At 45.5% G+C, this 21,117-nt stretch carries 23 protein-coding genes; 20 read left to right on the forward strand and 3 right to left on the reverse strand.

Features of this window, described 5'->3' with window-relative positions; all coding sequences use genetic code 11:
- Positions 1–92 precede the first annotated feature (92 nt).
- The 3 genes from recQ (at position 93) to C400_RS0107925 (ending at position 5,392) form a co-directional block, all read left to right on the forward strand.
- Complete coding sequence (gene recQ, locus C400_RS0107915; protein ID WP_017426585.1) at positions 93–1,991, forward strand: DNA helicase RecQ; 1,899 nt, start codon at positions 93–95, stop codon at positions 1,989–1,991.
- 50 nt (positions 1,992–2,041) lie between these two features.
- Positions 2,042–3,898, forward strand: a complete 1,857-nt coding sequence (locus tag C400_RS0107920) for a B12-binding domain-containing radical SAM protein (protein ID WP_017426586.1) — start codon at positions 2,042–2,044, stop codon at positions 3,896–3,898.
- Positions 3,899–4,081: 183 nt separating this feature from the next.
- On the forward strand, positions 4,082–5,392 hold the full coding sequence (locus C400_RS0107925; protein ID WP_017426587.1) for an alkaline phosphatase: 1,311 nt from the start codon (positions 4,082–4,084) through the stop codon (positions 5,390–5,392).
- Between the two features lie 230 nt (positions 5,393–5,622).
- Here the strand turns inward: C400_RS0107925 and C400_RS28550 are convergent, their stop codons facing one another.
- From C400_RS28550 to C400_RS0107940, 3 genes are all read right to left on the reverse strand, one after another.
- Positions 5,623–5,712, reverse strand: coding sequence for a putative holin-like toxin (locus tag C400_RS28550; protein WP_305954445.1), 90 nt, complete (start codon positions 5,710–5,712; stop codon positions 5,623–5,625).
- Between the two features lie 137 nt (positions 5,713–5,849).
- Positions 5,850–6,455, reverse strand: coding sequence for a DedA family protein (locus C400_RS0107935; RefSeq protein WP_016820632.1), 606 nt, complete (start codon positions 6,453–6,455; stop codon positions 5,850–5,852).
- Between the two features lie 15 nt (positions 6,456–6,470).
- Positions 6,471–7,046: a class I SAM-dependent methyltransferase gene (locus C400_RS0107940; RefSeq protein WP_016820631.1), complete on the reverse strand. Its 576-nt coding sequence runs from the start codon at positions 7,044–7,046 to the stop codon at positions 6,471–6,473.
- A 287-nt stretch (positions 7,047–7,333) separates the two neighbouring features.
- Between C400_RS0107940 and C400_RS0107945 the strand changes: the two genes are divergently transcribed.
- From C400_RS0107945 to C400_RS0108025, 17 genes are all read left to right on the forward strand, one after another.
- On the forward strand, positions 7,334–8,161 hold the full coding sequence (locus C400_RS0107945; protein ID WP_017426588.1) for a hypothetical protein: 828 nt from the start codon (positions 7,334–7,336) through the stop codon (positions 8,159–8,161).
- An 84-nt stretch (positions 8,162–8,245) separates the two neighbouring features.
- Complete coding sequence (locus C400_RS0107950; protein WP_017426589.1) at positions 8,246–8,605, forward strand: FlxA-like family protein; 360 nt, start codon at positions 8,246–8,248, stop codon at positions 8,603–8,605.
- A 233-nt stretch (positions 8,606–8,838) separates the two neighbouring features.
- Entirely contained in the window at positions 8,839–9,267 is a 429-nt protein-coding gene (locus C400_RS0107955; protein ID WP_017426590.1) for a GNAT family N-acetyltransferase, read from the forward strand.
- 11 nt (positions 9,268–9,278) lie between these two features.
- The gene (locus tag C400_RS0107960) at positions 9,279–9,740 is read left to right on the forward strand and encodes a hypothetical protein (RefSeq protein WP_017426591.1); all 462 of its coding nucleotides are present in this window, start codon (positions 9,279–9,281) and stop codon (positions 9,738–9,740) included.
- A gap of 88 nt (positions 9,741–9,828) precedes the next feature.
- Complete coding sequence (locus tag C400_RS0107965; protein WP_017426592.1) at positions 9,829–10,320, forward strand: 8-oxo-dGTP diphosphatase; 492 nt, start codon at positions 9,829–9,831, stop codon at positions 10,318–10,320.
- Between the two features lie 57 nt (positions 10,321–10,377).
- Positions 10,378–10,899, forward strand: a complete 522-nt coding sequence (locus C400_RS0107970) for a GNAT family N-acetyltransferase (RefSeq protein ID WP_017426593.1) — start codon at positions 10,378–10,380, stop codon at positions 10,897–10,899.
- Between the two features lie 25 nt (positions 10,900–10,924).
- On the forward strand, positions 10,925–11,374 hold the full coding sequence (locus C400_RS0107975) for a hypothetical protein (protein ID WP_017426594.1): 450 nt from the start codon (positions 10,925–10,927) through the stop codon (positions 11,372–11,374).
- Between the two features lie 24 nt (positions 11,375–11,398).
- A complete protein-coding gene (locus C400_RS0107980) occupies positions 11,399–11,902 on the forward strand; it encodes a hypothetical protein (RefSeq protein WP_017426595.1) in 504 nt (167 codons plus the stop codon).
- A gap of 152 nt (positions 11,903–12,054) precedes the next feature.
- Entirely contained in the window at positions 12,055–13,089 is a 1,035-nt protein-coding gene (locus tag C400_RS0107985; protein WP_017426596.1) for an NAD(P)/FAD-dependent oxidoreductase, read from the forward strand.
- 195 nt (positions 13,090–13,284) lie between these two features.
- Positions 13,285–13,950, forward strand: a complete 666-nt coding sequence (locus tag C400_RS0107990; protein ID WP_017426597.1) for a hypothetical protein — start codon at positions 13,285–13,287, stop codon at positions 13,948–13,950.
- A gap of 106 nt (positions 13,951–14,056) precedes the next feature.
- Positions 14,057–14,740, forward strand: a complete 684-nt coding sequence (locus C400_RS0107995) for an HD domain-containing protein (RefSeq protein ID WP_017426598.1) — start codon at positions 14,057–14,059, stop codon at positions 14,738–14,740.
- Positions 14,741–14,908: 168 nt separating this feature from the next.
- Positions 14,909–15,889: an ABC transporter substrate-binding protein gene (locus tag C400_RS0108000; protein ID WP_017426599.1), complete on the forward strand. Its 981-nt coding sequence runs from the start codon at positions 14,909–14,911 to the stop codon at positions 15,887–15,889.
- Positions 15,890–15,899: 10 nt separating this feature from the next.
- Entirely contained in the window at positions 15,900–16,907 is a 1,008-nt protein-coding gene (locus tag C400_RS0108005; RefSeq protein WP_017426600.1) for a FecCD family ABC transporter permease, read from the forward strand.
- A complete protein-coding gene (locus tag C400_RS0108010) occupies positions 16,900–17,922 on the forward strand; it encodes a FecCD family ABC transporter permease (RefSeq protein ID WP_017426601.1) in 1,023 nt (340 codons plus the stop codon). The genes C400_RS0108005 and C400_RS0108010 overlap by 8 nt, the downstream gene beginning before the upstream one ends.
- A gap of 118 nt (positions 17,923–18,040) precedes the next feature.
- On the forward strand, positions 18,041–18,811 hold the full coding sequence (locus tag C400_RS0108015; RefSeq protein ID WP_017426602.1) for an alpha/beta hydrolase: 771 nt from the start codon (positions 18,041–18,043) through the stop codon (positions 18,809–18,811).
- Positions 18,812–19,043: 232 nt separating this feature from the next.
- Positions 19,044–20,105 carry an SPFH domain-containing protein gene (locus tag C400_RS0108020; RefSeq protein ID WP_016820615.1) on the forward strand — a complete coding sequence of 354 codons (1,062 nt, stop codon included), beginning with the start codon at positions 19,044–19,046 and terminating at the stop codon, positions 20,103–20,105.
- Entirely contained in the window at positions 20,102–21,103 is a 1,002-nt protein-coding gene (locus tag C400_RS0108025; protein WP_017426603.1) for a sugar kinase, read from the forward strand. Before C400_RS0108020 ends, C400_RS0108025 begins: the two co-directional genes overlap by 4 nt.
- Positions 21,104–21,117 lie beyond the last annotated feature (14 nt).

Genomic DNA, 21,117 nt, shown 5'->3' on the forward strand with positions numbered 1-21,117 from the left:
GAACATTGCCCTTAACCCCGGTAAACTATAAGGTAACGAAAGAAAAGCCGATATGCGTCGAGGACGCTAGAAATATGAGGAGTTTTGAAACTATGAGTGTACAAGCACCAACATTGGAACGGGCGCAGGACTTGCTGCAAAAATTTTATGGCTATCCCGATTTCCGGGAGGGACAAAAGAAAATTGTGGCCAGTATGCTGGAAGGCAACGATACGCTGGGCATCATGCCGACAGGTGGCGGAAAATCGATATGCTACCAGATTCCCGCGTTGTTGCATGAGGGGCTGACCATTGTTGTGTCACCACTGATCTCGTTAATGAAAGACCAGGTGGATGCGCTGACCACGATGGGGATTGCAGCTGCCTACATTAATAGCACGTTGAGCGGTCGAGAAGTCAATGACCGTATACGCGCCGCACGGAACGGAGATTTGAAGTTGCTGTATGTCGCCCCTGAACGACTGGAACTGGATTGGTTCCGTGATGAGATGGCTCAGTTACCGATTTCCTGCGTTGCGGTAGATGAGGCTCACTGCGTATCCCAGTGGGGTCATGATTTTCGTACCAGCTATCTGGCTGTGGCTCCATTCGTGGACGGGCTATATGAACGTCCAATCGTAGCTGCGTTTACGGCGACGGCTACACCACAGGTTATGGATGACATCGTACGCCTGCTTCGTTTGCGCTCACCGGAAACGTTCGTTACGGGGCTTGGGAGGCCGAATTTGGCGTTCAGTGTGCTGCGAGGGGAGGACAAACGCAGCTTTTTACTGAATTATGCCCGTGAACATGAGGGTGAATCGGGCATTATTTATGCGGCGACACGTAAGGACGTGGATGATTTATATCAACGCCTGCGCGACGCTGGCATGGCAGCCGGACGTTATCATGCAGGAATGACAGATCAGGAACGTGCAGATAGCCAGGAAGGGTTTCTGTACGACGATATCCGTGTCATTGTCGCAACCAATGCCTTCGGTATGGGGATAGATAAATCAAACGTACGCTATGTCATTCATTACAATATGCCTAAAAATATGGAGGCGTACGTACAAGAAGCGGGACGCGCAGGACGTGATGGCGACCCGAGTCAATGTATTTTGCTGTTCGGACCGCAAGATATTGTGACCCAGAAGTTCCTGATTGAGCAAAATCCACAGGATGAAGACCGCAAGCGCAACGACTACCGTAAGCTCCAGCAGATGGTTGACTATTGTTACACGACTCGCTGTCTACGTTCAGCACAGCTGGAGTATTTCGGAGAAGCGGAGGAGCATGAAGCCTGCGGCATATGCAGTTCATGTACTGACGAGCGGGAACTGGTCGATATGACCATAGATGCGCAAAAGATTTTTTCGTGCATTCATCGTATGCGGGAGAGGTATGGGGTTTCCATGGTGGCCTCAGTGTTGAAAGGCTCGCGTAACAAAAAAGTGCTGCAGTATGGTTTTGACAGCCTGCCAACCTATGGCGTGATGGGCAACCGAACGGAGAAAGAAATTGCTGAGATTATCAATGTTCTTGTGTCGGAAGGCTATCTGATGCTGTCCGAGGGGCAGTATCCGGTCGTACGCTTGCAACAGCTTGCTGCTGAAGTGCTGAGAGGTCAGCGAGAAGTCATGCAGCGTGTGGTGCGGCATGCCACTGCTTTAGCAGGGGGAGCGGGATCACGTGGACGAAAGGGACGCGACACCTATCCTGCTGCGGTCAACGAAACTGTGTTTGAGCAATTGCGCTTAATCCGTCGCGATCTGGCCGCTCAGGAGCATGTACCGTCTTATATCATCTTCAATGATGCCACGCTGCGAGAGATGAGCGTAGCGAGTCCGCAATCCGAAGCAGACATGCTGCGGATCAAGGGTGTTGGTGAAGTGAAGTTCCGCAAGTATGGCAAGCCGTTTCTTGATTTCTTTCAAAATCAGGGGAATACCGGCGGAATGGTGAGCGAGGATGAGATTTTTGCAGACGATGTGTACGAGGATTTTGAATAGCTATACTAAGGATATAAGAGTCCATGCAAACTTATAGAAGGTTGTGACCTATGAAAGTCATTTTATCAACATTAAACGCAAAATATATTCATACCTCACTGGCCATCCGATGCCTCAAAGCCTACAGTGAAAAGGATTTTGATATCGAGCTGGCGGAGTATACAATTAAGGACCCGGTGATGAACATCGTATCTGATCTGTTTCAACGGGGAGCAGATGTCATCGGTTTTTCCTGTTATATTTGGAACATTGAAGAGACGATTAAAGTCATTGATGTGTTGAAAAAGATTATGCCCGAGGTCAAAATTGTTTTGGGTGGCCCGGAGGTATCTTACGATACGGAGCACTGGATGAAGCGCTTGGCGAATGTGGATTTTATTGTTGTTGGTGAGGGAGAGGAAACCTTCCATCAACTGCTGCAGGAACTGGAAGGAGATCGCAAGTTTCATTTTGTATATGGACTGGCTTACCGTAAGGGAGAAGAGGTTATTATCATGCCGGGTCGCCCTAAAGCGGACTTGAACGAGCTGCCGTCTCCATATCGTTTTGCAGAGGATATCCCGGAGCTCGGGAAACGGGTTGTCTATTTTGAAACGAGCCGGGGCTGTCCGTTCAGTTGCCAATTTTGTTTGTCCAGCATTGAGGTCGGGGTGCGTTATTACGATATTGAGCGCACTAAGTCGGATATTCTGTATCTGATTGACAATGGGGCTAAATTGATTAAATTTGTGGACCGAACCTTTAATATTAAACGCGATTATGCACTGGAAATGTTCAAGTTTTTGATTGAAAATCACCGTGGCTGTGTCTTCCAGTTTGAGATTACGGCAGATATTATGCGTCCCGAGGTGTTGGATTATTTGGCGGAGAATGCACCACCGGGGGTATTTCGCTTTGAGATCGGTGTCCAATCAACGAATGATCCCACCAATGAACTGGTTAAGCGCCGCCAGAACTTTGCCAAGCTTTCACGCACCGTTACAAAGGTCAAGCAAAGCGGTAAAATCGACCAGCATCTGGATCTGATCGCCGGATTGCCATTGGAGGACTACAATACATTCCGTAAAACGTTTAATGACGTTTTTGCGCTTGGTCCAGAAGAGCTTCAGCTTGGCTTTCTCAAAATGCTGCGTGGTACAGGTCTGCGCATTGACGCCGATAAGTATAACTATACCTATATGGATGTTGCGCCGTATGAAATGTTGAGCAATGACGTCCTTTCCTTTGCCGATATTGTGAGGCTCAAACGCTTGGAAGATGTATTGGAGAAATACTGGAACTCTCATCGTATGGACCATACGGTGAGCTACCTGATTGAGCGTGAATTCTCGTCCGCCTTTGATTTCTTTCAGGAATTTGGAGACTACTGGGAAGGACAGGGCTGGCAAAAAATCGGACATCAGCTCGAAGACCTGTTTACGCGTCTCCAGTCCTTTTTGGAATCGCGGGGAACCAAGCGAATGGAAATGGTACTTGGGCTGATGAAGCTTGATTATTTCTTAAACCATAAATATAAGCCGCGTAAAATCTGGTGGGAACATACCCTGAAGAAGGACGATTGGTCCAGCTATATGAAAATGGCCCTTCAGCACCCGGATGCGCTGTTGTCACCTGCGGTGGCAGATGTGGGCGAGGAAAGCACGGGTGAGATGGATGTGGCTAGCCAACAGCCGCAGCCATACCGCGAGATGATCCCAGCCTTTGCTTCCTTGAAGCTGGGTGAAAAGGAACTGCAAAAGCACGCTGTGCTGGATGTCCTGCCGTTCAGTCTGGATCATATCCTGAGTGGTGGTAGCCCATTAACAGCCGAAGGCCGCACACTGTTGCTTGTAGTTTATCAGCAAAACGGACAGCAAAAACCGCTATACTACACCATGCCCATCGGCAAAAATATCGCCGCGATTTAATATAAACACCAGAAGACATCAACTCTTGGAATATCAGGAGTCGATGTCTTCTTTTTTTATAAAATATAGATGACCACTTCAATTTTTTACATTCGGGAAACCTAGTGCTTTACGATTTTTTACAAAACCAATATATGATGAATTTATCATATATGAATATTAAATTTATTGGAGTGTGACCTTGTGAAAAAGCGTTCCATGAAAAAGAGTATCCTTGCGTTGAGTGCTGTGACTGTTTTGACTGTACCCTTATTATCTGCTGATATCCCTAAAGCTTTTGCAGCCGCGGCTCCTACGAAGTCCACTGTCGCAGAGTCCAAGGCACAGAAGGCTGTATCAGCTAAAGCGGATACTCCTAAAAACGTCATTCTTTTTATCGGTGATGGTATGGGAGAAGCCAGTCGTAACGCGATTCGCTTAGCAACGGTTGGAAAATCGGGATTGCTTGAAATGGACAAGATGCCTGTAACAGGCCTGGTTAGCACGAGTTCAGGGGACAACCTGGTTACAGATTCTGCCGCCGCTGCGACTGCCATTGCAACAGGTGTGAAAACGTATAACGGCGCGATCGGAATGGATTTGAATAAAAAACCAGTGACAACCATTATGGAGCTGGCTAAAAAAGCAGGCATATCTACAGGAGTAGTGACGACAAGCCAAGTGACAGATGCGACGGGCGCTGCCTTTGGTGCGCATGTTGAGAAGCGTTCTGCTCAAAGCGAGATTGCCAAGCAGTATATTGAGAAAAGCAAGCTGGATGTGATTCTGGGCGGGGGTGAGGATTTCTGGTACCCTGCAGGAACAGCAGGCAAACATCCAGATGCACCGACAGAAGATCCTGAGGAAGCTAGTAAGGGAACTCAAGGAAATTTGGTGGAACAAGCGAAGAAGTTGGGCTATAGCTATGTGACAGACCAGGCTGAAATGAAAGCAGCCAAAGGCTCTAAATTACTAGGGCTGTTCGCCAATGAAGAAATGTTCCAAGCTCACAACAAACTAGGCAATTCTTACAACCCAACGGTTTCTTTACCGGATATGACAGCGAAAGCGATTGATGTTCTATCCAAAAACAAAAAAGGCTTTTTCCTGATGGTAGAGGAAGAAGGAACGGATGAGATGGCGCACGACAATGAAGGTGAATTAACCATTAAAGCCGGGCAGCAGCTGGATAAGGCTGTCAAAGTAGCTAAGGACTATGCCAAAGCGCATCCAGATACTTTGGTGTTAGTGACGGCAGACCATGAAACGGGCGGTTTGGCCATTGAAGGCGAAGATGCAGAGGATGAATCCGGTGAAGGTATTTCCAAAGAAGACGGTCCTTTTACCGTAAAAGGCTCTGATGAGAAGTTTTATATCGACTGGACCACAGGAGGGCATACATCCGTTGATGTAGCGCTAACTGCAATGGGTCCGGGTTCCTCCCAATTTAGCGGGAATTACCCGAATACGGCCATTCATGATAAGCTGGTTAAGCTGCTTCAATTAAAAAAATAGCCTAGGGTGAGAGGGCTTATTCATCGCAGTATGAACCCTTAATTAATCCATTAATTTAGAAATTCGAGTAACAAAGACATGTAATTACGTAATAAAATCGGTTATAATAAGGTAAGAATAAATAAGGAGCCGTGCGCTAACACGACTCCACCATACAATAACTGCATAAAGAGCAGTCGGCCGCGTAAGATATGGTCGAGAATAGACCGTTTACCTTTGGTCAGGGCGGTCTATTTCTTTTTCATGTAGGTAAGTAACGCCAAAATGAACATACCAAACATGATCATTAAGGAGATAGCATCTTTGACCTCCATGGGCATCACCTCCCTTCTGGGAGACTAGCCGACCGCCCTTTATAGCCGCATATTGTATTAGAAAAGTATACCATAAATAAGGAATAATCAAAGTGATAAAATACTTAAAAACGTCTTTTTGACTTTGGTGAGCTTTATCTCAGCTAATCCTCCGTTGTTTTCTTCCCCCACACGAATTTCATTATAAAAAATATAATTGTCAGCATGATGAGAAGCAGTGCCACCTGCAAGCCATAACGATGAATCAATTCTCCTGCTGCTTGTACATGATCGCCAAAGAGACGTCCGAGCAAAAAGAAGATCAGCGTCCAAATCAAGCCCGTTGAATAAGAGAATAGAGCGTAGCGCTTAAAACTCATTTTATTGATCCCCACAATATAAGGGACAATGTGGCGAACGATCGGTAGCAAGTAGCTGATGCATATCGTGAAGTTTCCATACTTATGTACTAAATTTTCTGAAAAAGTAATGTACTTGTCCATTTTCTTCTTCCGGCGCAAACGATCCAAAATGGGTGTACCCAAGCTTCTCCCCAACACATAACCTAAGGATAGGCCTGATACAACCCCGAGATATACAATTAAAAAAGCAGGTAACGGATGAAGTATCCCCATGCTTGTTACGGCCCCGCCAGTCATCACTATAACTTCGTCTGGAATGGGCAGTCCCACAATTCCGAGCCATAGAGAGAAGAATAATGCTGCATAGCCATATTGTTCGATAATGGAAATCAAATATTCAACATCCATCCCCATACTCCTTTCTTAAGCTTTCTTTCGGCATACATACACGAATGCGGGTGGAACATTCATAGGTACAAACTTGATTTCTTCAATATCAAACCATTCACCTAACTGCTGTTTCATCTGTTTAGAGTATTGAAAGGCGACAAACATCCCTCCATCCCTGAGTGACCGATGAATTTGTTCTACGATTTGATCTCGCATCGCTTGTGGAAAGTTGAAGAATGGCAGCCCGCTGATTATACAGTCAAGCTGTTCAATTTGAGCATTTTTCATAGCAAGCTGAAGCTCACGCGAGTCGGAATAGCACAGATAATTCGGGAATCTTCTTTTTAAACTCTGCTGCATGGTCGGGTCCTTCTCAAAGAGCAAAACCTTAGGTTGAATTTTTGTCGTAGACGGGATGTATTGGGTAATTGCGCCTGTTCCAGCCCCAAGCTCAGCCACGGCATGAACATCACTCCATGGAATGGATTCTATCATATTTTTAGCTAAAAATCTGGAACTGGGTGTTACGCTACCCACATATGCAGGCGAGTACAAAAATTTGAATAGGAACATAAGTCTCTCGTGAACTAAATGACTAATACGGATCATACTTCTTTCCCCTACCTTCAATTTTCAAAATGCGTTCATTTATTCTCTGCTAAGAGTAACAAATTATCCCTTTACTTGCTCCTGTCTGGAGTAGGGCTCGGTTCCCCGTCCTGCGGAGGGGATTTTCCTTGACTATAGTCTAGGAAGAAGGAAAAGGAGTACAGTATGGGACAGTCCGAATTCATTCAGTTATCATTCAGCATTCTCTCAGGCTGCCTTCAGTTTTACAACCGATGAAAGAGAGGTGGGCAGCTAAAAACATTATGTACACTGAGAGGGGATCTACTTTGTCATTATCCATCAACAGGCATCTCATCACGACTTCGACTTCCTACGATAACTCGAATACGCTGAAGTCAAATGAGAATGGACTAAATAACGCGGGGCATACCACACACAAGAAATCCAGCGATTCACTCGAATTAAGTGCGGAATTTATGGAATACGCCGGAGGTATGCAGGCTCCGCTTCCTACGGAAAACTACAGTTATGGCTACAAATACGACCAGAATACTGTGGCGCTGACTATGGACGAACAGAAAGCGTTATTGTCAGATTTACAAAGTTACTTGACGTCTTCAAGTGCTTTATCTGAAACGAATGAAATCAATAACAGTACAAACAATCCTTTGGCTACAGTCAGCGACTTGTTATCCGGGGTGGATCTTTCGACAGCAACAGATGAGGAAGTATCAGATTTATTCGATAAAGTAGCTGAAACGATCCAGAATAACCGCCCTACACCGCCGCCTGAAGGTGACTCATTCCGACCTGACGGTCTGCCTCCAATGATGCAGGCGATGGGTGGAATTATGCCCCCATTTGCATGGAATATTCAGGAGATTACTCATCAAGAGGATAACACCACTACATCTGAAGAAGAGCATACCGTAGATGAAAAAAGATCCTTACTGAATGATTTGCAAAACGTCCTGAGTTCCGATCTTCTATCTGGCTCCATATCTTTAGAAACAGATGAGCAAACAGACCTGATTTCTGCATTAAAAAACGCTTGGGGAAACACAGATGAATCGAATGCAACAGATGAAGAAGTATCAGTTTTATTCGATAAAATCGCTAAGATTTTTGAACAATCTGTATCGTCTTCGTCATAATCTTTAGAGCGCAATAGCATACCTTAAAAACGCTTAGCCCACACTTGTAACTCAAACTTAGCTTTTAAAAAGGAGAATCCTTCTGTGAATATTTCAACCACATCTAGTAGCTCTATATCTATTGCCAATACTTCAACTTCATCTTCATCCAGTACCAACGATACAGCCAGTTTGGAAAAGCAAAAAGCCCAGCTTGAAGCAGAGTACAATAAGGTCCAGCAAAGCAAAGATAATAAGGATACAAAAGAAACGAAAATGAAGCAGCTTCAGCAGCAAATTAAGCAAATTGAAGCTCAGATTGCACAGCAAAGTTCTCAATCCAGCAGCACGTCAACACCAAAAATGGAAAAGTCCGCTCCAAGTAATATGGAAATGACTCGTACCAGCAGCTCGAATGGCAGTGATATCACGGGGGTTGGAAAATCACTGGATATTTCTATTTAGTCATCCTATCTTTTCTCCTGCAAGACAGACGATGGATACAAAAGAAAGCAGGCTCTCTGTTACATAGGGAGCCTGCTTTTCACGTTTTAATTTAATTCAAAATGAATCATGTGACTAAACATAAAAAAGTATTACAATAAATAACAGTGGCCAGATGGAAGGCTCTTAACTTTAGTATTTTATAGATTGTATCAGTAAGTGTTAGTATACATTCTAATTGGAGGATTTAAGCCATGACATTGGAACCTCAATGGAGTCGAAGTAGTAGGGATGAAGCTCGTTTCGTCAGAAACAAGTTGATTGAGTTTAATGCAATACACGTCCCGGCAGATATTCAAACCCAATATGAAGAGATTAATCTTACGCTCAAAAATGGAGAAGGTCAGGTCATCGGTGGTCTTCTAAGTGTACTTTGTTGGAACTGGGTGGAGGTTGATATTTTGTGGGTAGATCAGGGCCATAGAGGAAAGGGCTACGGTTCGCAATTACTTAGTGAAATTGAACAAATCGCTAGAGATAAAGGATGTACTTTGATACAACTGAATACCTTTTCTTTTCAAGCACCTGAATTCTATGAAAAGCAGGGGTATGAAGTAGTCGGTGTCATTGATGAGGCTCCTAGAGGCTTTAAACATTATTATTATAAGAAAAATATCTACTGAGGACTTCATAAATGCGCGTACAGATCAAGGAAGTAAATCAAGATGAAAAGGTCATCATTCGTAGTACTGGCGAGGAAAAGGTATACGGTTACTGGACATCTTTTCGGTGTGAACTGACCTCGGGATATGCGTATGTTGTTCCGTATAAACAAAGCTTGGACAAGTTAATTCCTGGCTGTGTCATTTCGGTTGAGATTTCTCCATCCAGTATAGAAGGGTTCAGAAGACTGAGGCCTACGGAAAAGACAGGCGTTGTTCGCCCTCAACCAAAGCTAGGCGACTATTGGATTCAAGGAATGATACAACAAGTGATGCAAGGCGAAGCAGGCGGGATAGACTGTCTGGAGATTGTTGTAGGAGAGGCTACGTTTGTTTTGGATTCTGACGAATTGAATGGTGATATCCACGTTAAAGCGGGTGACGGTGTCGCCTTTGAAATCATAGGTCTACAGTTGTTTGACGAGGGACTGTAATCGTTCTATGGTGAATACCATATTCAACCAAGATATGTCGGTGAGAAAGTTAAAAGCTAGATCATAGAGCATGTGAATAAAGAAAGGTATGATCGGATTGAGTACAGAAGTGACACACAAAATATATACCATGTGCATGATTCAAGATGGAAACAAGGTATTGCTAATGAACAGACCCAATCGAAAGGGGTTTCCGGGTTATATTGCTCCAGGAGGAAAAGTAGAGTTCCCAGAGAGCATTGTGAATGGAGCCATTCGCGAAGTAAAAGAGGAAACAGGCTTAACGGTTACGGAAATTGTTTTTAAAGGAATCGACGAATATTGTGATCCAAACCAAGGGTTGAGATATATGGTCTTTAATTATTTGGCTACAGCAACGGAAGGTGAGCTATTAAAAAATCCTCCTGAGGGAGAACTACTGTGGGTGGATATGAAGGAAGCACTACATTTGCCGATGCAGGATTGGTTTAAGCGGAGATTCCCATTGTTTTTCGAGCCAGGGACGTTTGAGGTTAGCTCCGTGTGGCTGGCGGATACGGATGAAACATTGGAAGCAACGATGAAGAACTATGGGGTGTAGAGATGACGAGACCATTAGTAGATACATGGAGTGCTTAATGAGGGGGCGGTGAGTAGGATGCAGGCCATCAGATTGGTTGAGCCGGATCGGCGCTGGAAGGATGCTTATCTTTCATTTTATGAGGAATGGAAAAAGAGCCAGGAGCATATGGTGCCTTGGGTGATTTCTATAGAACCGTATGATTTTGAAGGTATGCTGACGCTTTTAAGTCACCAGAAAAATGGAATTGGCTTGTCTGAAGGCTGGGTTAAAAGTTCGACCTACTGGCTGGTGGATGCAGATGATCAGGTCGTCGGAGCAGTGAATATCCGTCATGATCTTAATGAGCATCTGTTAAACGCTGGCGGTCATATCGGTTATGGTATCCGTCCTTCTGCACGAGGGAATAGGTACGCTGTGACTATGCTGGCCTTAGCATTGGGCAAAGCAAAAGAGTTGGGTATTTCCAAAGCCCTCGTCGTATGCGACTCCGATAATATCAGTTCCAAAAGAACGATTCTGCGAAACGGCGGAATACCGGACAAGGATTACATAGAGGAAGATGGAAACCGTGTAAACCGGTTTTGGATCGAGCTGTAAGTGAGGGAGGGGAACGCAAAAGCTCATGAAAATATGGCCAGAATATGCGAAAAATATCATTGTCGGTGTCATGTTTCAGGGACAATGGAATTGGTATGTGACGGAAAGAGAGTATTGGTTTTTGAATACCGAGATGGAGGAACGGTTTGGCATCACTATTTTGGATGAGACCACAGCCGGAGCATTTTTGGAACACATCTGTGAGTATAAGGTGGCTGCGGGAGAACTCACTACAATGCTCCAAACGCTAGATGAAGCAATCCAGCATAAGGATGAAGTGTTGGAATTCTGTCCTGCTTTGTATGTTGATTTTGACCAGAAAGTTCTCTACTCCCTATTTCCAGAGCCAGCTTCTTTCGAACACTATGTCCCGGTGGGATGGAAAGGGAAATATCTGAACTTTTTGGAAGAGGTCCCTCCTGCTGAACGATATTGGATAATCCGCGGAAGTGACTTTTTCAAAAAATACACCTGAAAAGATAAAGGAGGAAATGAACATATGAATTCTTCCATGCATAAATTTAAGATCATATCCAAGCACAGAATGTACGATCAATACTTGGTTAAGCTGCGGGCATGCATCCAGCTTTTGGATGAAACCATGTTATGGGGCACTGGTGAAGCGGAACAGAACAATATTGGAGGAATTGTCCACCATATAATGGTGCATGTGCGTAGAAATGCAGTCAAACTCATGGATCCGACGATTACATACAAGCAAGGGATGGAGGATAGCTTCAGGCCTTCAGTGCAAAACAAAGAACAGCTTATGGATGAAGTTGAAGATGCTTTTTCTTCCTTCTGTGCAGCATTGGACAACACAGGCGATATAAATATGTATGACGTTTACCATGTGGTGGAGCATACGGCTTATCATCTGGGTCAGATCATAGATCGAGTTCAGAGGCTGGCAGGTCACCGTTTTCAATTTGTACAGACTGGGCTGAATGAAAAAGCATTGCATGCAATAGTGCAGCAATCCCTGCCTAATCCACAAGATTAACGAAAGCAGTAGCCAAATAACTGTATAAACGTAGTTCCAAAGTCACTAATACCTCTGTCACAGATATGTTTTTATTTCTTAATTGATATTGATAATTATTATCACTTATAATAGAAGCAGACATAATACGCTATGATAGGGAGAGTTGCAGAGTGACAGAGTCCTTGGAATTATATGATGTAACGATCATCGGCGGCGGTCCTGCCGGTATGTATACTGCGTTTTACAGTGGCATGAGAGATATGAAAACCAAGCTGATCGAAGCCAAGCATGAGCTAGGCGGACGGATGCGCATATACCCGGAGAAGATGATATGGGATGTTGGAGGGGTAACTCCGATTTTATGTGAAAAGCTGATTGACCAGTTGGAGCAGCAGGCACGGACGTTCGAGCCTACCATTGTATTGGGACAACAGATTACAGGTTTGGAGCGGCAAGAAGATGGTACGTTCCTGCTGACTTCAGCCACAGGGGAACAGCACTGGACGCGTACGATCGTTCTGGCCGTAGGCTATGGTATTCTCAAAATGGCTAAACTGGAGATTGAAGGCGCTGACCGTTACGAGGTTACAAACCTGCATTATACCGTACAAGAGCTGGAGCCGTTCCGGGACAAGCATGTCCTGATTTCCGGTGGAGGCAACTCGGCGGTAGATTGGGCGAATGAGCTGGAATCTATTGCGGCGAGTGTGACAGTTGTACATCGTCGGGATCATTTTGGCGGACATGAGAAAAATGTAGCCCGTATGAAGTCCTCTTCGGTCCGTGTTCTCACACCTTATGCGGTAAGTCAGTTACATAGCAACAACGGAGAAACGATTGAGCAGGTGACGATCAATCATGTAGATACGGGCGAAATAGAGATGCTGAATGTTGATGCAGTTATCGTAAATCATGGCCTAAAATCCGATTTCGGCCCCCTGCGAGATTGGGGACTGGATATGGGAGAGTGGCATGCCCGCGTGAGCGACAAGCTGGAAACGAATCTACCGGGGATTTTTGCTGCAGGCGATTTTGTCGAGTATGGAAGCAAGCTGTATCTGATTGCAGGTACGTTCACAGATGCTGCTCTTGCCCTCAACAGCGCCAAGTTGTACATTGATCCGACAGCTGATAAAGCCGCATATGTATCTTCTCACAACAGCCGCTTCAAGGAAAAAAACCGCGAGCTTGGTGTCGTGGAATAAAATAAGGGAATCAGTTTAAAAAAAGAACTTCCGTTAACTACAGCTGATGTGGTTAAGGGGGTTCTTTTTTTGCATAGTTACGGACTTGTCGACCTAAGGTTGGATACCATACATATAGAATAAAATGGAGATAGCCTGTCCCTTTCAGGGATTAGATAATAGATTTGGAGTAGAAAAGATTAGGAGTGTGGAAAAATGAGCTTACAAGAGGTGCTTGAACGCCAAGCGATTGATCTACCTGACGATACGCTGGAAGCTTTACTAATCCATAGCAAGAAGCAGGAAGGGCGGAAGGTTCAGCTACGATTGCTAAGTGAACAGGAACTTGCTGAGAGTATCGAGTGGATGGCGCAGATCGAGGTATTCAAATATATCATTCCTCTATGGACGGATGATCATTCTAATTATGTAGGTCTATATGTAGAGGGGCCACTAGCATATAAATTATGTTACATCAATCACGAGGAAACAGATTTGTCACCGAGGTACCGAAGTACAGCTTCGCTGATTGCAGAGTTGGAGCAAAACCCAGAGCTGGATTGGGAACAGCTGCGTCAGGATTACCCGTCTGACAACGACATAAGCACCGAACAACTAGCAGAAGATATTCGCTGTATGCATGAATTGCAGGCTATACTGGAAAAGGATTCATCAATGGAGGATGATGTGAGGTGCCAGCTTCTTTACAGCTTAATGGCGATTACACCTGTTAGTGAGGCGGATTCATTGCTTCCTTATGTGGATGATGAAGATATGTATGTACAGGAACGTGCATGTATTCTATTGGGATATCATGGGTATGAACCCGCGACCGAATTGTTAAAAGAAGTGATGAAGCATGGTAGCCTAATGGGAAGCTAGCAGCCCGTAAGGCGCTCTCGATGATTCGCGCTAAGCAAATGGACAAGCATATAAAAAAATAAACCAACCTCACATAGCAAATATGGACGGGATTGAAAGGTGACTTATGAAGAGACGAACAGAGCAGCAGGAAGCGATGATGGAAGATATTATTCAAAAGGCAGAGCCGTATGTGCAGCAGCAGTTGGAGCATGACCACAGTGGTCATGATTGGTGGCATATTGACCGGGTGAGGAAGCTGTCTGTTGAAATTGCTGCAAAAGAAGGTGCAGATCCGTTCGTGTGCGAGCTGTCAGCACTGCTGCATGATGTAGCGGATGAAAAATTAAATGAATCCAAACAAGCGGGGCTGGATAAAGTTGAGCAGTGGCTGCATCTGCATGTAAACGATGCGGATGTGATCACACACGTGATGACCATTATTGCTACAATGTCCTACAATGGTGGACAAAATCCGCCTATGGAAACGCTGGAAGGTCAGGTTGTACAGGATGCAGATCGGTTGGATGCTCTGGGAGCGATTGGGATTGCAAGAACCTTTATGTATGCAGGCTCAAAAGGCAGTATCATGCACGATCCGGATCAAGACTATTCACAATATGATTATCGCGCCGCAGGTAAAAGTGCCATATATCATTTTTACGAAAAGCTGCTCAAGCTCAAGGATTTAATGAATACCCCTTATGCCCGAGAACTGGCGGAGGTTCGGCATCAATGGATGGAAATGTATTTGGAGCAGTTTTATAAAGAATGGAATGTGAATGATATCCAACAAAACAGGGAAGGCTGATGCTTCCTAATTGCAATGATTCCAGGGGGAAGAAAGCCCTCTTTTTAATAAATATTAGAAAAAATATTGCAATACGCCGATTTCTCTCCTACTATTGATAATAGTTATCAATGATAATGATAATTATTATCTGTAAATTCAAGTAGATAGAGGGGAGTCTTTCAGATTATGAAGAAGTTTGCAATATGGATGTGTACCTTATTATCGGCAAGTTTGCTGTTGACGGCATGTGGTGGAAAGGTGCAGGAGGTGGATAGCTCAGCTCAAAAGAATACCAATGCATCGACACAAACGTCTGTTTCTGACGTAGAAAGTGCCAAGACGATTACATATCTAGATAAGACTTATAAGCTGGCCAAGACGGATCATATTATTATAGCTAGTCTGGAAGCGATGGAAGATGCAGCTGTCCTGGGAGTGAAACCAACTGGGGCGGTTACTTCGGGCGGAAAATTTCCTGAGTTCATGGAAAAAGCGATGGAAGGAGCCGCAGACGTTGGTGACCGAATGCAGCCTAGCGCTGAAACGATCCTGAAACTGAAGGCAGATGTGATTCTTGGGAGTTCTAAATTTCGGCCTGCGGTGGCAGAACAGCTAGGGAAGGTCGCTCCATTGGTTCCAGTATCCCATATTTCAACGAACTGGGAAGCGAATCTATTAATGTTGGGACAGCTTACAGGCAAAGAGGCGAAGGCGAAGGAGATCCTGGACAAGTACAAGCAAGATGCGGAGGAGGCCCAACAGAAGCTCAAACCAATATGGGGAAATAAAAAGGTACTCATGGTACGGATTCGTACAGGCAATCTGTATGTATACCCTGCGGATGTATATTTCAATCCTTCGCTGTATGCTGATCTAGGAGCTAAGGTACCGGAAGAGTTAAATACAGTTAAAGCACAAGAGGCGGTTTCTCTGGAGAAATTGGCTGATATGAACCCCGATTATCTGTTCGTGCAATTCTCCGAAGGAGAGAACAAGGACCAGCCGCAGGCATTGGCAGATTTGGAGAAGAATCCGATTTGGAGCAGCATCAATGCCGTCAAGAATGGGAAAACCTTCGTCAACATTGTAGATCCCAATGCTCAAGGTGGTACTTCATGGAGCAAACTTGCCTTTTTGGAAGCGGTTATGAACCGGCTTTCGCAGTAAAGGTAGGAACATGGGAAAAAAGTTGATCTCTCCTTACCTTATCATCTTCGTTTCTCCCTTGTTTATCGTTTTAACGTTACTGCTGTCCGTGATGTACGGAGCTAAGACGATAGAATGGGAGACGATAACGGCTACCTTTTTTCATTTTGATGCTGGGAACGTGGATCATCAGGTCGTTTTAAACTCGCGTCTGCCTAGAGCGGTCGGCTCTATATTAATCGGTGCTTTTCTCGCAATTTCAGGAGCCATTATGCAAGGAATGACGCGGAATTTCTTGGCTTCACCCTCAATTATGGGGGTGTCGGATGGGGCGGCGTTTGTGATCACCTTAATGATGATCCTTGCACCGAACTCCACTTCGATGGGCCTGATTGGAAGTTCTTTTGTGGGATCGGCTCTGGGGGTGGCTATTGTATTCGGTTTAGCCTGGATGATTCCCGGCGGTCTTGCCCCGGTTCGTATGGCCATTTTGGGAACGATCATTGGCACGTTTTTAAGCAGCCTGTCGGCCGTTCTCTCCATTTATTTTAATGTATCGCAAAATGTAAGCTTTTGGTTTAACGCTCGTCTGCACCAAATGGACCCCGGGATGATTCAATTGGCAATTCCCTTTGCTCTTGTGGCAATTGTAGGAGCAATGCTGCTGGCCAAGCCAATAACACTACTGTCTTTGGGCGACGACGTGGCCACAGGTCTGGGACAGCGGGCATTACCAGTCAAGTTGGGGGCGATGCTCTGTGTAGCATTGCTAACAGGTGTTTCTGTTGCGCTGGCAGGGAAAATTGCTTTTGTTGGCTTGTTGATTCCGCACATTACCCGATATTTAATCGGGGTAGATTACCGTTGGGTCATTCCATGCTCTGGTTTGATCGGTGGTGTTTTTTTGGGCATGTCTGATGTGTTGAGCCGTTTTCTTAATTATCCGTTTGAAACGCCTATTGGAGTGGTTACCTCGGTCATTGGCATCCCTTTCTTTCTGTACTTAATACGTAGAAAAGGAGGGGGAGAGCATGCGTAAAATCAGTGTGAAACGGCTGTGGTTCGTACTTTCAGGTGGGGCTGCACTTATATTAGCAGCCTCCTATGTTAGTCTGACCCATGGAGAGTTCGATATGACCCTTCAGGAAGTAATTCAGACATTGTTCCGTATCCACCCTACTCCGCAGCTGGATTTGGTGATTTTTGATTTTCGGCTACCGCGTATTGTGATTGCGGCCTTGGTCGGCTTAGGTCTGGGGATAGCTGGGGCGGCGGTACAGGGAGTTACACGGAATGGTTTGGCCGATCCCGGCATTTTAGGCATTAACGCAGGGGCGGGAGCAGCAATCGTCATATTTATGTTCTTTTACCAGGGACAAATGGAAACGACAGGCTGGACTGCGGCGCTGGCTATGCCCTTTTTTGGCTTGATTGGAGGTTTGTTGGCTGCGCTGCTGATCTATTCATTTGCTTGGAAAGCAGGTCGTCTGGATTCGCAGCGACTGCTACTTGTAGGTATCGCGATTGGCTCTGGCTTCGGTTCCTTAAGCTTATATCTGTCGCTGAAAATGAAAGCCTCGGATTTCGAGATGGCGACAGTATGGATGTCGGGCAGTATTTGGAGTGCTGATTGGAAGCTGGTTGCTGCCGTAATTCCATGGCTTGTCATATTAATTCCTGTTATTTGGTTGAAATCGTATGTGCTGGATCTATTTCAATTACATGAACATACAGCTAAAAGTCTTGGCGTTGCGACCGAAAAGGAAAAGTCTATTCTCTTGCTGTCCAGCATTGGACTGGTGAGTGCCTGTGTGTCTGTTTCTGGAGGAATAGGCTTTGTAGGATTATTGTCTCCTCATATCGCCAGAAGGCTTGTTGGCCTTCATCATCGTTTTGTGATTCCCGTATGCGGTATGGTCGGTATGGTACTGGTGCTGTTGTCTGATTTTGTTGCCAAAACGGTGGTTGCGCCTGCGGAAATTCCCGTTGGACTGATTATTGCGGTGATCGGGGTCCCTTATTTTGTAGTCTTGCTTATGAAAAAAACGGCCTAATTTCATTCGAATTCGGGCTCTAAAGGAGGTTGTTCCCATTAAAGATCTATCTACGCAAGCTTATCATTCCAGCGATGCACATGGAGCTGTGTATGTTCCTCGCAGTCAGCATCGAGTAATGTACTCGCAGGCTGAAAACCGTGAGTATCATATTTATATTGCCATTCCTGCCGAGGAACCTCCTGTATCTGGCTATCCCGTTATTTATGTGCTGGATGCCAATTCTGTTTTTGGAACCATGGTGGAAGCGGTGCGCGTTCAGGGGAGACGACCTGACAAAATGGGGGTTGTTCCAGCTATCATTGTAGGAATAGGCTATCCAACAGAGGCTCCCTTTCATCCTTCACGATATTACGATCTTACACTGCCTGGGACGGCTGTGGAGCTTCCGGTAAAGCCAAATGAAGATGCCTCCAAAGAAAGCGGGGGCGCCGAGCATTTCTTGTCATTTATTGAAGATGAGCTTAAGCCAATGATCGAGCGTGATTTTCTTATCGACCGCAACCGACAGACGATCTTCGGGCATTCGCTTGGAGGACTGTTCGTATTACATACCCTGTTTACAAGACCAAACTCTTTTCAGGTGTATGTGGCGGGAAGTCCGTCTATACACTGGGGCGGACAAGTTATTATGGATGAAGAGAAACAGTTTGTAGCTTCTATAGCTCAGAAGCATTGGAATAAAAAGCTGTTGATTGCTGTAGGGGAGTTAGAGGCCGGACATTTTACTGGCATGCAGGAAAAGGCCAGGGACTTAGCTACGCGTTTAACGACTAGGGACGATCTAGGACTACACGTAGAGTACGTAGAATTTACAGATGAAGGTCATATATCCGTGCTGCCTGTTTTAGTTAGCAGAGCGGTTCGTTTTGCTGCTGATTCCATTTAAATATGCAGTTAGGTATAAAATTTTTGAAAGTGTACTTATAAAATAAAATGCAAGAAATCTGAGGCTGTTTCCTTTAACCGAGCGTATCGGAGAGGAAACAGCCTTTAATTTTTTTATAAATGTCATATTGATATTATGGGTTGTTTGTGTTATTTTATTGTTAATAACAAATTGATAATAACAATTAAGAAATAATAAAAATGAACACTCTAAAGAAAGCGAGGAAGCGACGATGTTTGGATTTAATTTTGTTAAATTTCAGCCCAGTGAGTATGTCATGAAGGTGAAGAACGGGAAGGTGGTTCGAGAGGGTGTTGGGTTATCTTTTTATTACTACGCGCCGACCACCTCGGTCGTTGTCGTGCCTGTCTCTTCCATTGATGTACCGTTTATGTTTGAAGATATGACAAATGATTTCCAGGCGGTGACCGTGCAGGGGCAACTGACTTATCGGATTGTGGATTACCGCAGAACGACGCAGATTTTAAACTACACGTATGATTTGAAGGAACGACGCTACATTTCGGACGATCCAAGCAAGCTGGCCCAACGGGTGATTAACATTGCCAAGGTGCTTACCAAAAAGTATCTGGAACGTGTTCCACTCAAAGAAGCGGTTCAGTCCAGTGAACGTCTGGCCCAAAACATGACGAAGGATATTGCTCAGCATACTGAAATGGAGAAACTGGGCATTGAGGTTATGGGGCTGTCCATTTTGGCGGTTTTACCAAATAAGGAGACGATGAGAGCGCTGGAAGCGCAGGCGAGAGAGGAAATTCTTCGCAGTGCGGATCATGCTTTGTATGAGCGTCGTAACGCATCCATTGAGCAGGAGCGCCGTGTAAAGGAAAATGAGCTGAATACGGAAATTGCGGTGGAGACGAAAAAAAGGCAGATCCGCGAAACCCAACTGGATGCCGAGCGTTCCGTAAAGCAAAAGCAAAGTGAGATGAAGGAGGAGCAGCTGCGGTTTGACACGGCCTTGGAAGAGAAAAAGCGCGAATTGATTGAGCTGACTGTAACGAATAAAAAGGCCGAAGCCGATGCCAAGGCCTATGAGCTGACAGCGGTGATGAAATCGTTGCAGGATGTCGAGCCTAACGTACTTCAAGCTATGGCCAACATGGATATGAGCCCGGATAAGCTGATTGCGATCGCCTTTCAGGAACTCGCAGAAAATGCAGGGAAAATCGGCCAGTTGAATATTACGCCTGATCTGCTGCAAGGTCTCATGTCAGATACGGGAACAAGTGGATCAGCAGGATCGAGAGGGTCTGGAGGAAGATCACGATGAGCAGCCGAATGACTGAGCAGAAGATTATTTTGGTGAAGCGTAAAACGCGACTGGAGGAACTGATTGTTCGTTACAATACGGTGCAGCAGGCTCGCTTCTTTATGGAACGGCTGGGTGCGGATTTTAGTGATTATGTGCTGGAGGATGAAAATTACCGCAGGGCGGTGGCAACGGCGACGTCCGAGTTATCGGCCTTGGGGCGTGTCCAGATTGTGGAGCGGGAACATGTGCCGAACTTTATTTTTGGTGAGCAGGATACGGTGGTGGTACTGGGTCAGGATGGGCTGGTAGCCAACACGTTAAAATATTTGACCGAGCAGCCGCTAATCGGCGTAAATCCAGATCCATTGCGCTGGGATGGGGTATTGCTGCCGTTTACTGTATCTGATCTGCGCTGGGTGGTGCCGGATGTGTTCGTGCACAGACGGCCGATTAAGGAGGTTACGCTGGCTAAGGCCCAACTAAATGATGGCCAATCCATATATGCTGTGAACGATTTGTTCATCGGGCGCAAAACTCATGTTTCTGCGAGATATGAGCTGAGATTGGAGGATCAGGTAGAGCAGCAATCGTCCAGTGGTATTATTGTTTCCACCGGGTTGGGGGCGACGGGCTGGCTGACCAGTGTGCTGGCTGGAGCGGCCGGGATTGTCGGCAGTGCTACACGGCATCCGGTCTCGCTGACTCCAGATCATCTGATGTCAGATGCTGCTTTCAGCCAGGAAGGGACAGTAGAAGGAATGGGGCATGATCATCGTGCTACCTGGAGCTCGCCCTCGCTTTATTTTACAGTGAGAGAACCATTCCCCAGTCGGACGACTGCTGCGGAGCTGGTGTTTGGGCAGGTGGCCGTTGAAAGACCGCTGCGAATTGCTTCGCAGATGCCGGAGAATGGAGTTATTTTTAGTGATGGAGTAGAGAGCGACTTTCTGGAGTTTAATGCTGGCATTGAGGCGACCATTGGACCGGCGGAGAAAAAAGGGCATCTGGTGGTGTAGAGGTTTGTACAGGA

This window comes from Paenibacillus sp. ICGEB2008 (genome assembly GCF_000307675.1).
Lineage (GTDB): Bacteria > Bacillota > Bacilli > Paenibacillales > Paenibacillaceae > Paenibacillus > Paenibacillus polymyxa.

Bases quoted from the DNA above. Each gene is read 5' to 3' on its own strand.
- C400_RS0107990 (WP_017426597.1), top strand. From the start codon at position 13,285: ATGAGCTTACAAGAGGTGCTTGAACGCCAAGCGATTGATCTACCTGAC.
- C400_RS0107920 (WP_017426586.1), top strand. From the start codon at position 2,042: ATGAAAGTCATTTTATCAACATTAAACGCAAAATATATTCATACCTCA.
- C400_RS0108020 (WP_016820615.1), top strand. From the start codon at position 19,044: ATGTTTGGATTTAATTTTGTTAAATTTCAGCCCAGTGAGTATGTCATG.
- C400_RS0108000 (WP_017426599.1), top strand. From the start codon at position 14,909: ATGAAGAAGTTTGCAATATGGATGTGTACCTTATTATCGGCAAGTTTG.
- C400_RS0108025 (WP_017426603.1), top strand. From the start codon at position 20,102: ATGAGCAGCCGAATGACTGAGCAGAAGATTATTTTGGTGAAGCGTAAA.
- C400_RS0108005 (WP_017426600.1), top strand. From the start codon at position 15,900: ATGGGAAAAAAGTTGATCTCTCCTTACCTTATCATCTTCGTTTCTCCC.
- C400_RS0107995 (WP_017426598.1), top strand. From the start codon at position 14,057: ATGAAGAGACGAACAGAGCAGCAGGAAGCGATGATGGAAGATATTATT.
- C400_RS0107980 (WP_017426595.1), top strand. From the start codon at position 11,399: ATGAATTCTTCCATGCATAAATTTAAGATCATATCCAAGCACAGAATG.
- C400_RS0107935 (WP_016820632.1), bottom strand. From the start codon at position 6,455: ATGGATGTTGAATATTTGATTTCCATTATCGAACAATATGGCTATGCA.
- C400_RS0107975 (WP_017426594.1), top strand. From the start codon at position 10,925: ATGAAAATATGGCCAGAATATGCGAAAAATATCATTGTCGGTGTCATG.
- C400_RS0107965 (WP_017426592.1), top strand. From the start codon at position 9,829: ATGATCGGATTGAGTACAGAAGTGACACACAAAATATATACCATGTGC.
- C400_RS0108010 (WP_017426601.1), top strand. From the start codon at position 16,900: ATGCGTAAAATCAGTGTGAAACGGCTGTGGTTCGTACTTTCAGGTGGG.
- C400_RS0107960 (WP_017426591.1), top strand. From the start codon at position 9,279: ATGCGCGTACAGATCAAGGAAGTAAATCAAGATGAAAAGGTCATCATT.
- C400_RS28550 (WP_305954445.1), bottom strand. From the start codon at position 5,712: ATGCCCATGGAGGTCAAAGATGCTATCTCCTTAATGATCATGTTTGGT.
- C400_RS0107970 (WP_017426593.1), top strand. From the start codon at position 10,378: ATGCAGGCCATCAGATTGGTTGAGCCGGATCGGCGCTGGAAGGATGCT.
- C400_RS0108015 (WP_017426602.1), top strand. From the start codon at position 18,041: ATGTACTCGCAGGCTGAAAACCGTGAGTATCATATTTATATTGCCATT.
- recQ (WP_017426585.1), top strand. From the start codon at position 93: ATGAGTGTACAAGCACCAACATTGGAACGGGCGCAGGACTTGCTGCAA.
- C400_RS0107955 (WP_017426590.1), top strand. From the start codon at position 8,839: ATGACATTGGAACCTCAATGGAGTCGAAGTAGTAGGGATGAAGCTCGT.
- C400_RS0107940 (WP_016820631.1), bottom strand. From the start codon at position 7,046: ATGATCCGTATTAGTCATTTAGTTCACGAGAGACTTATGTTCCTATTC.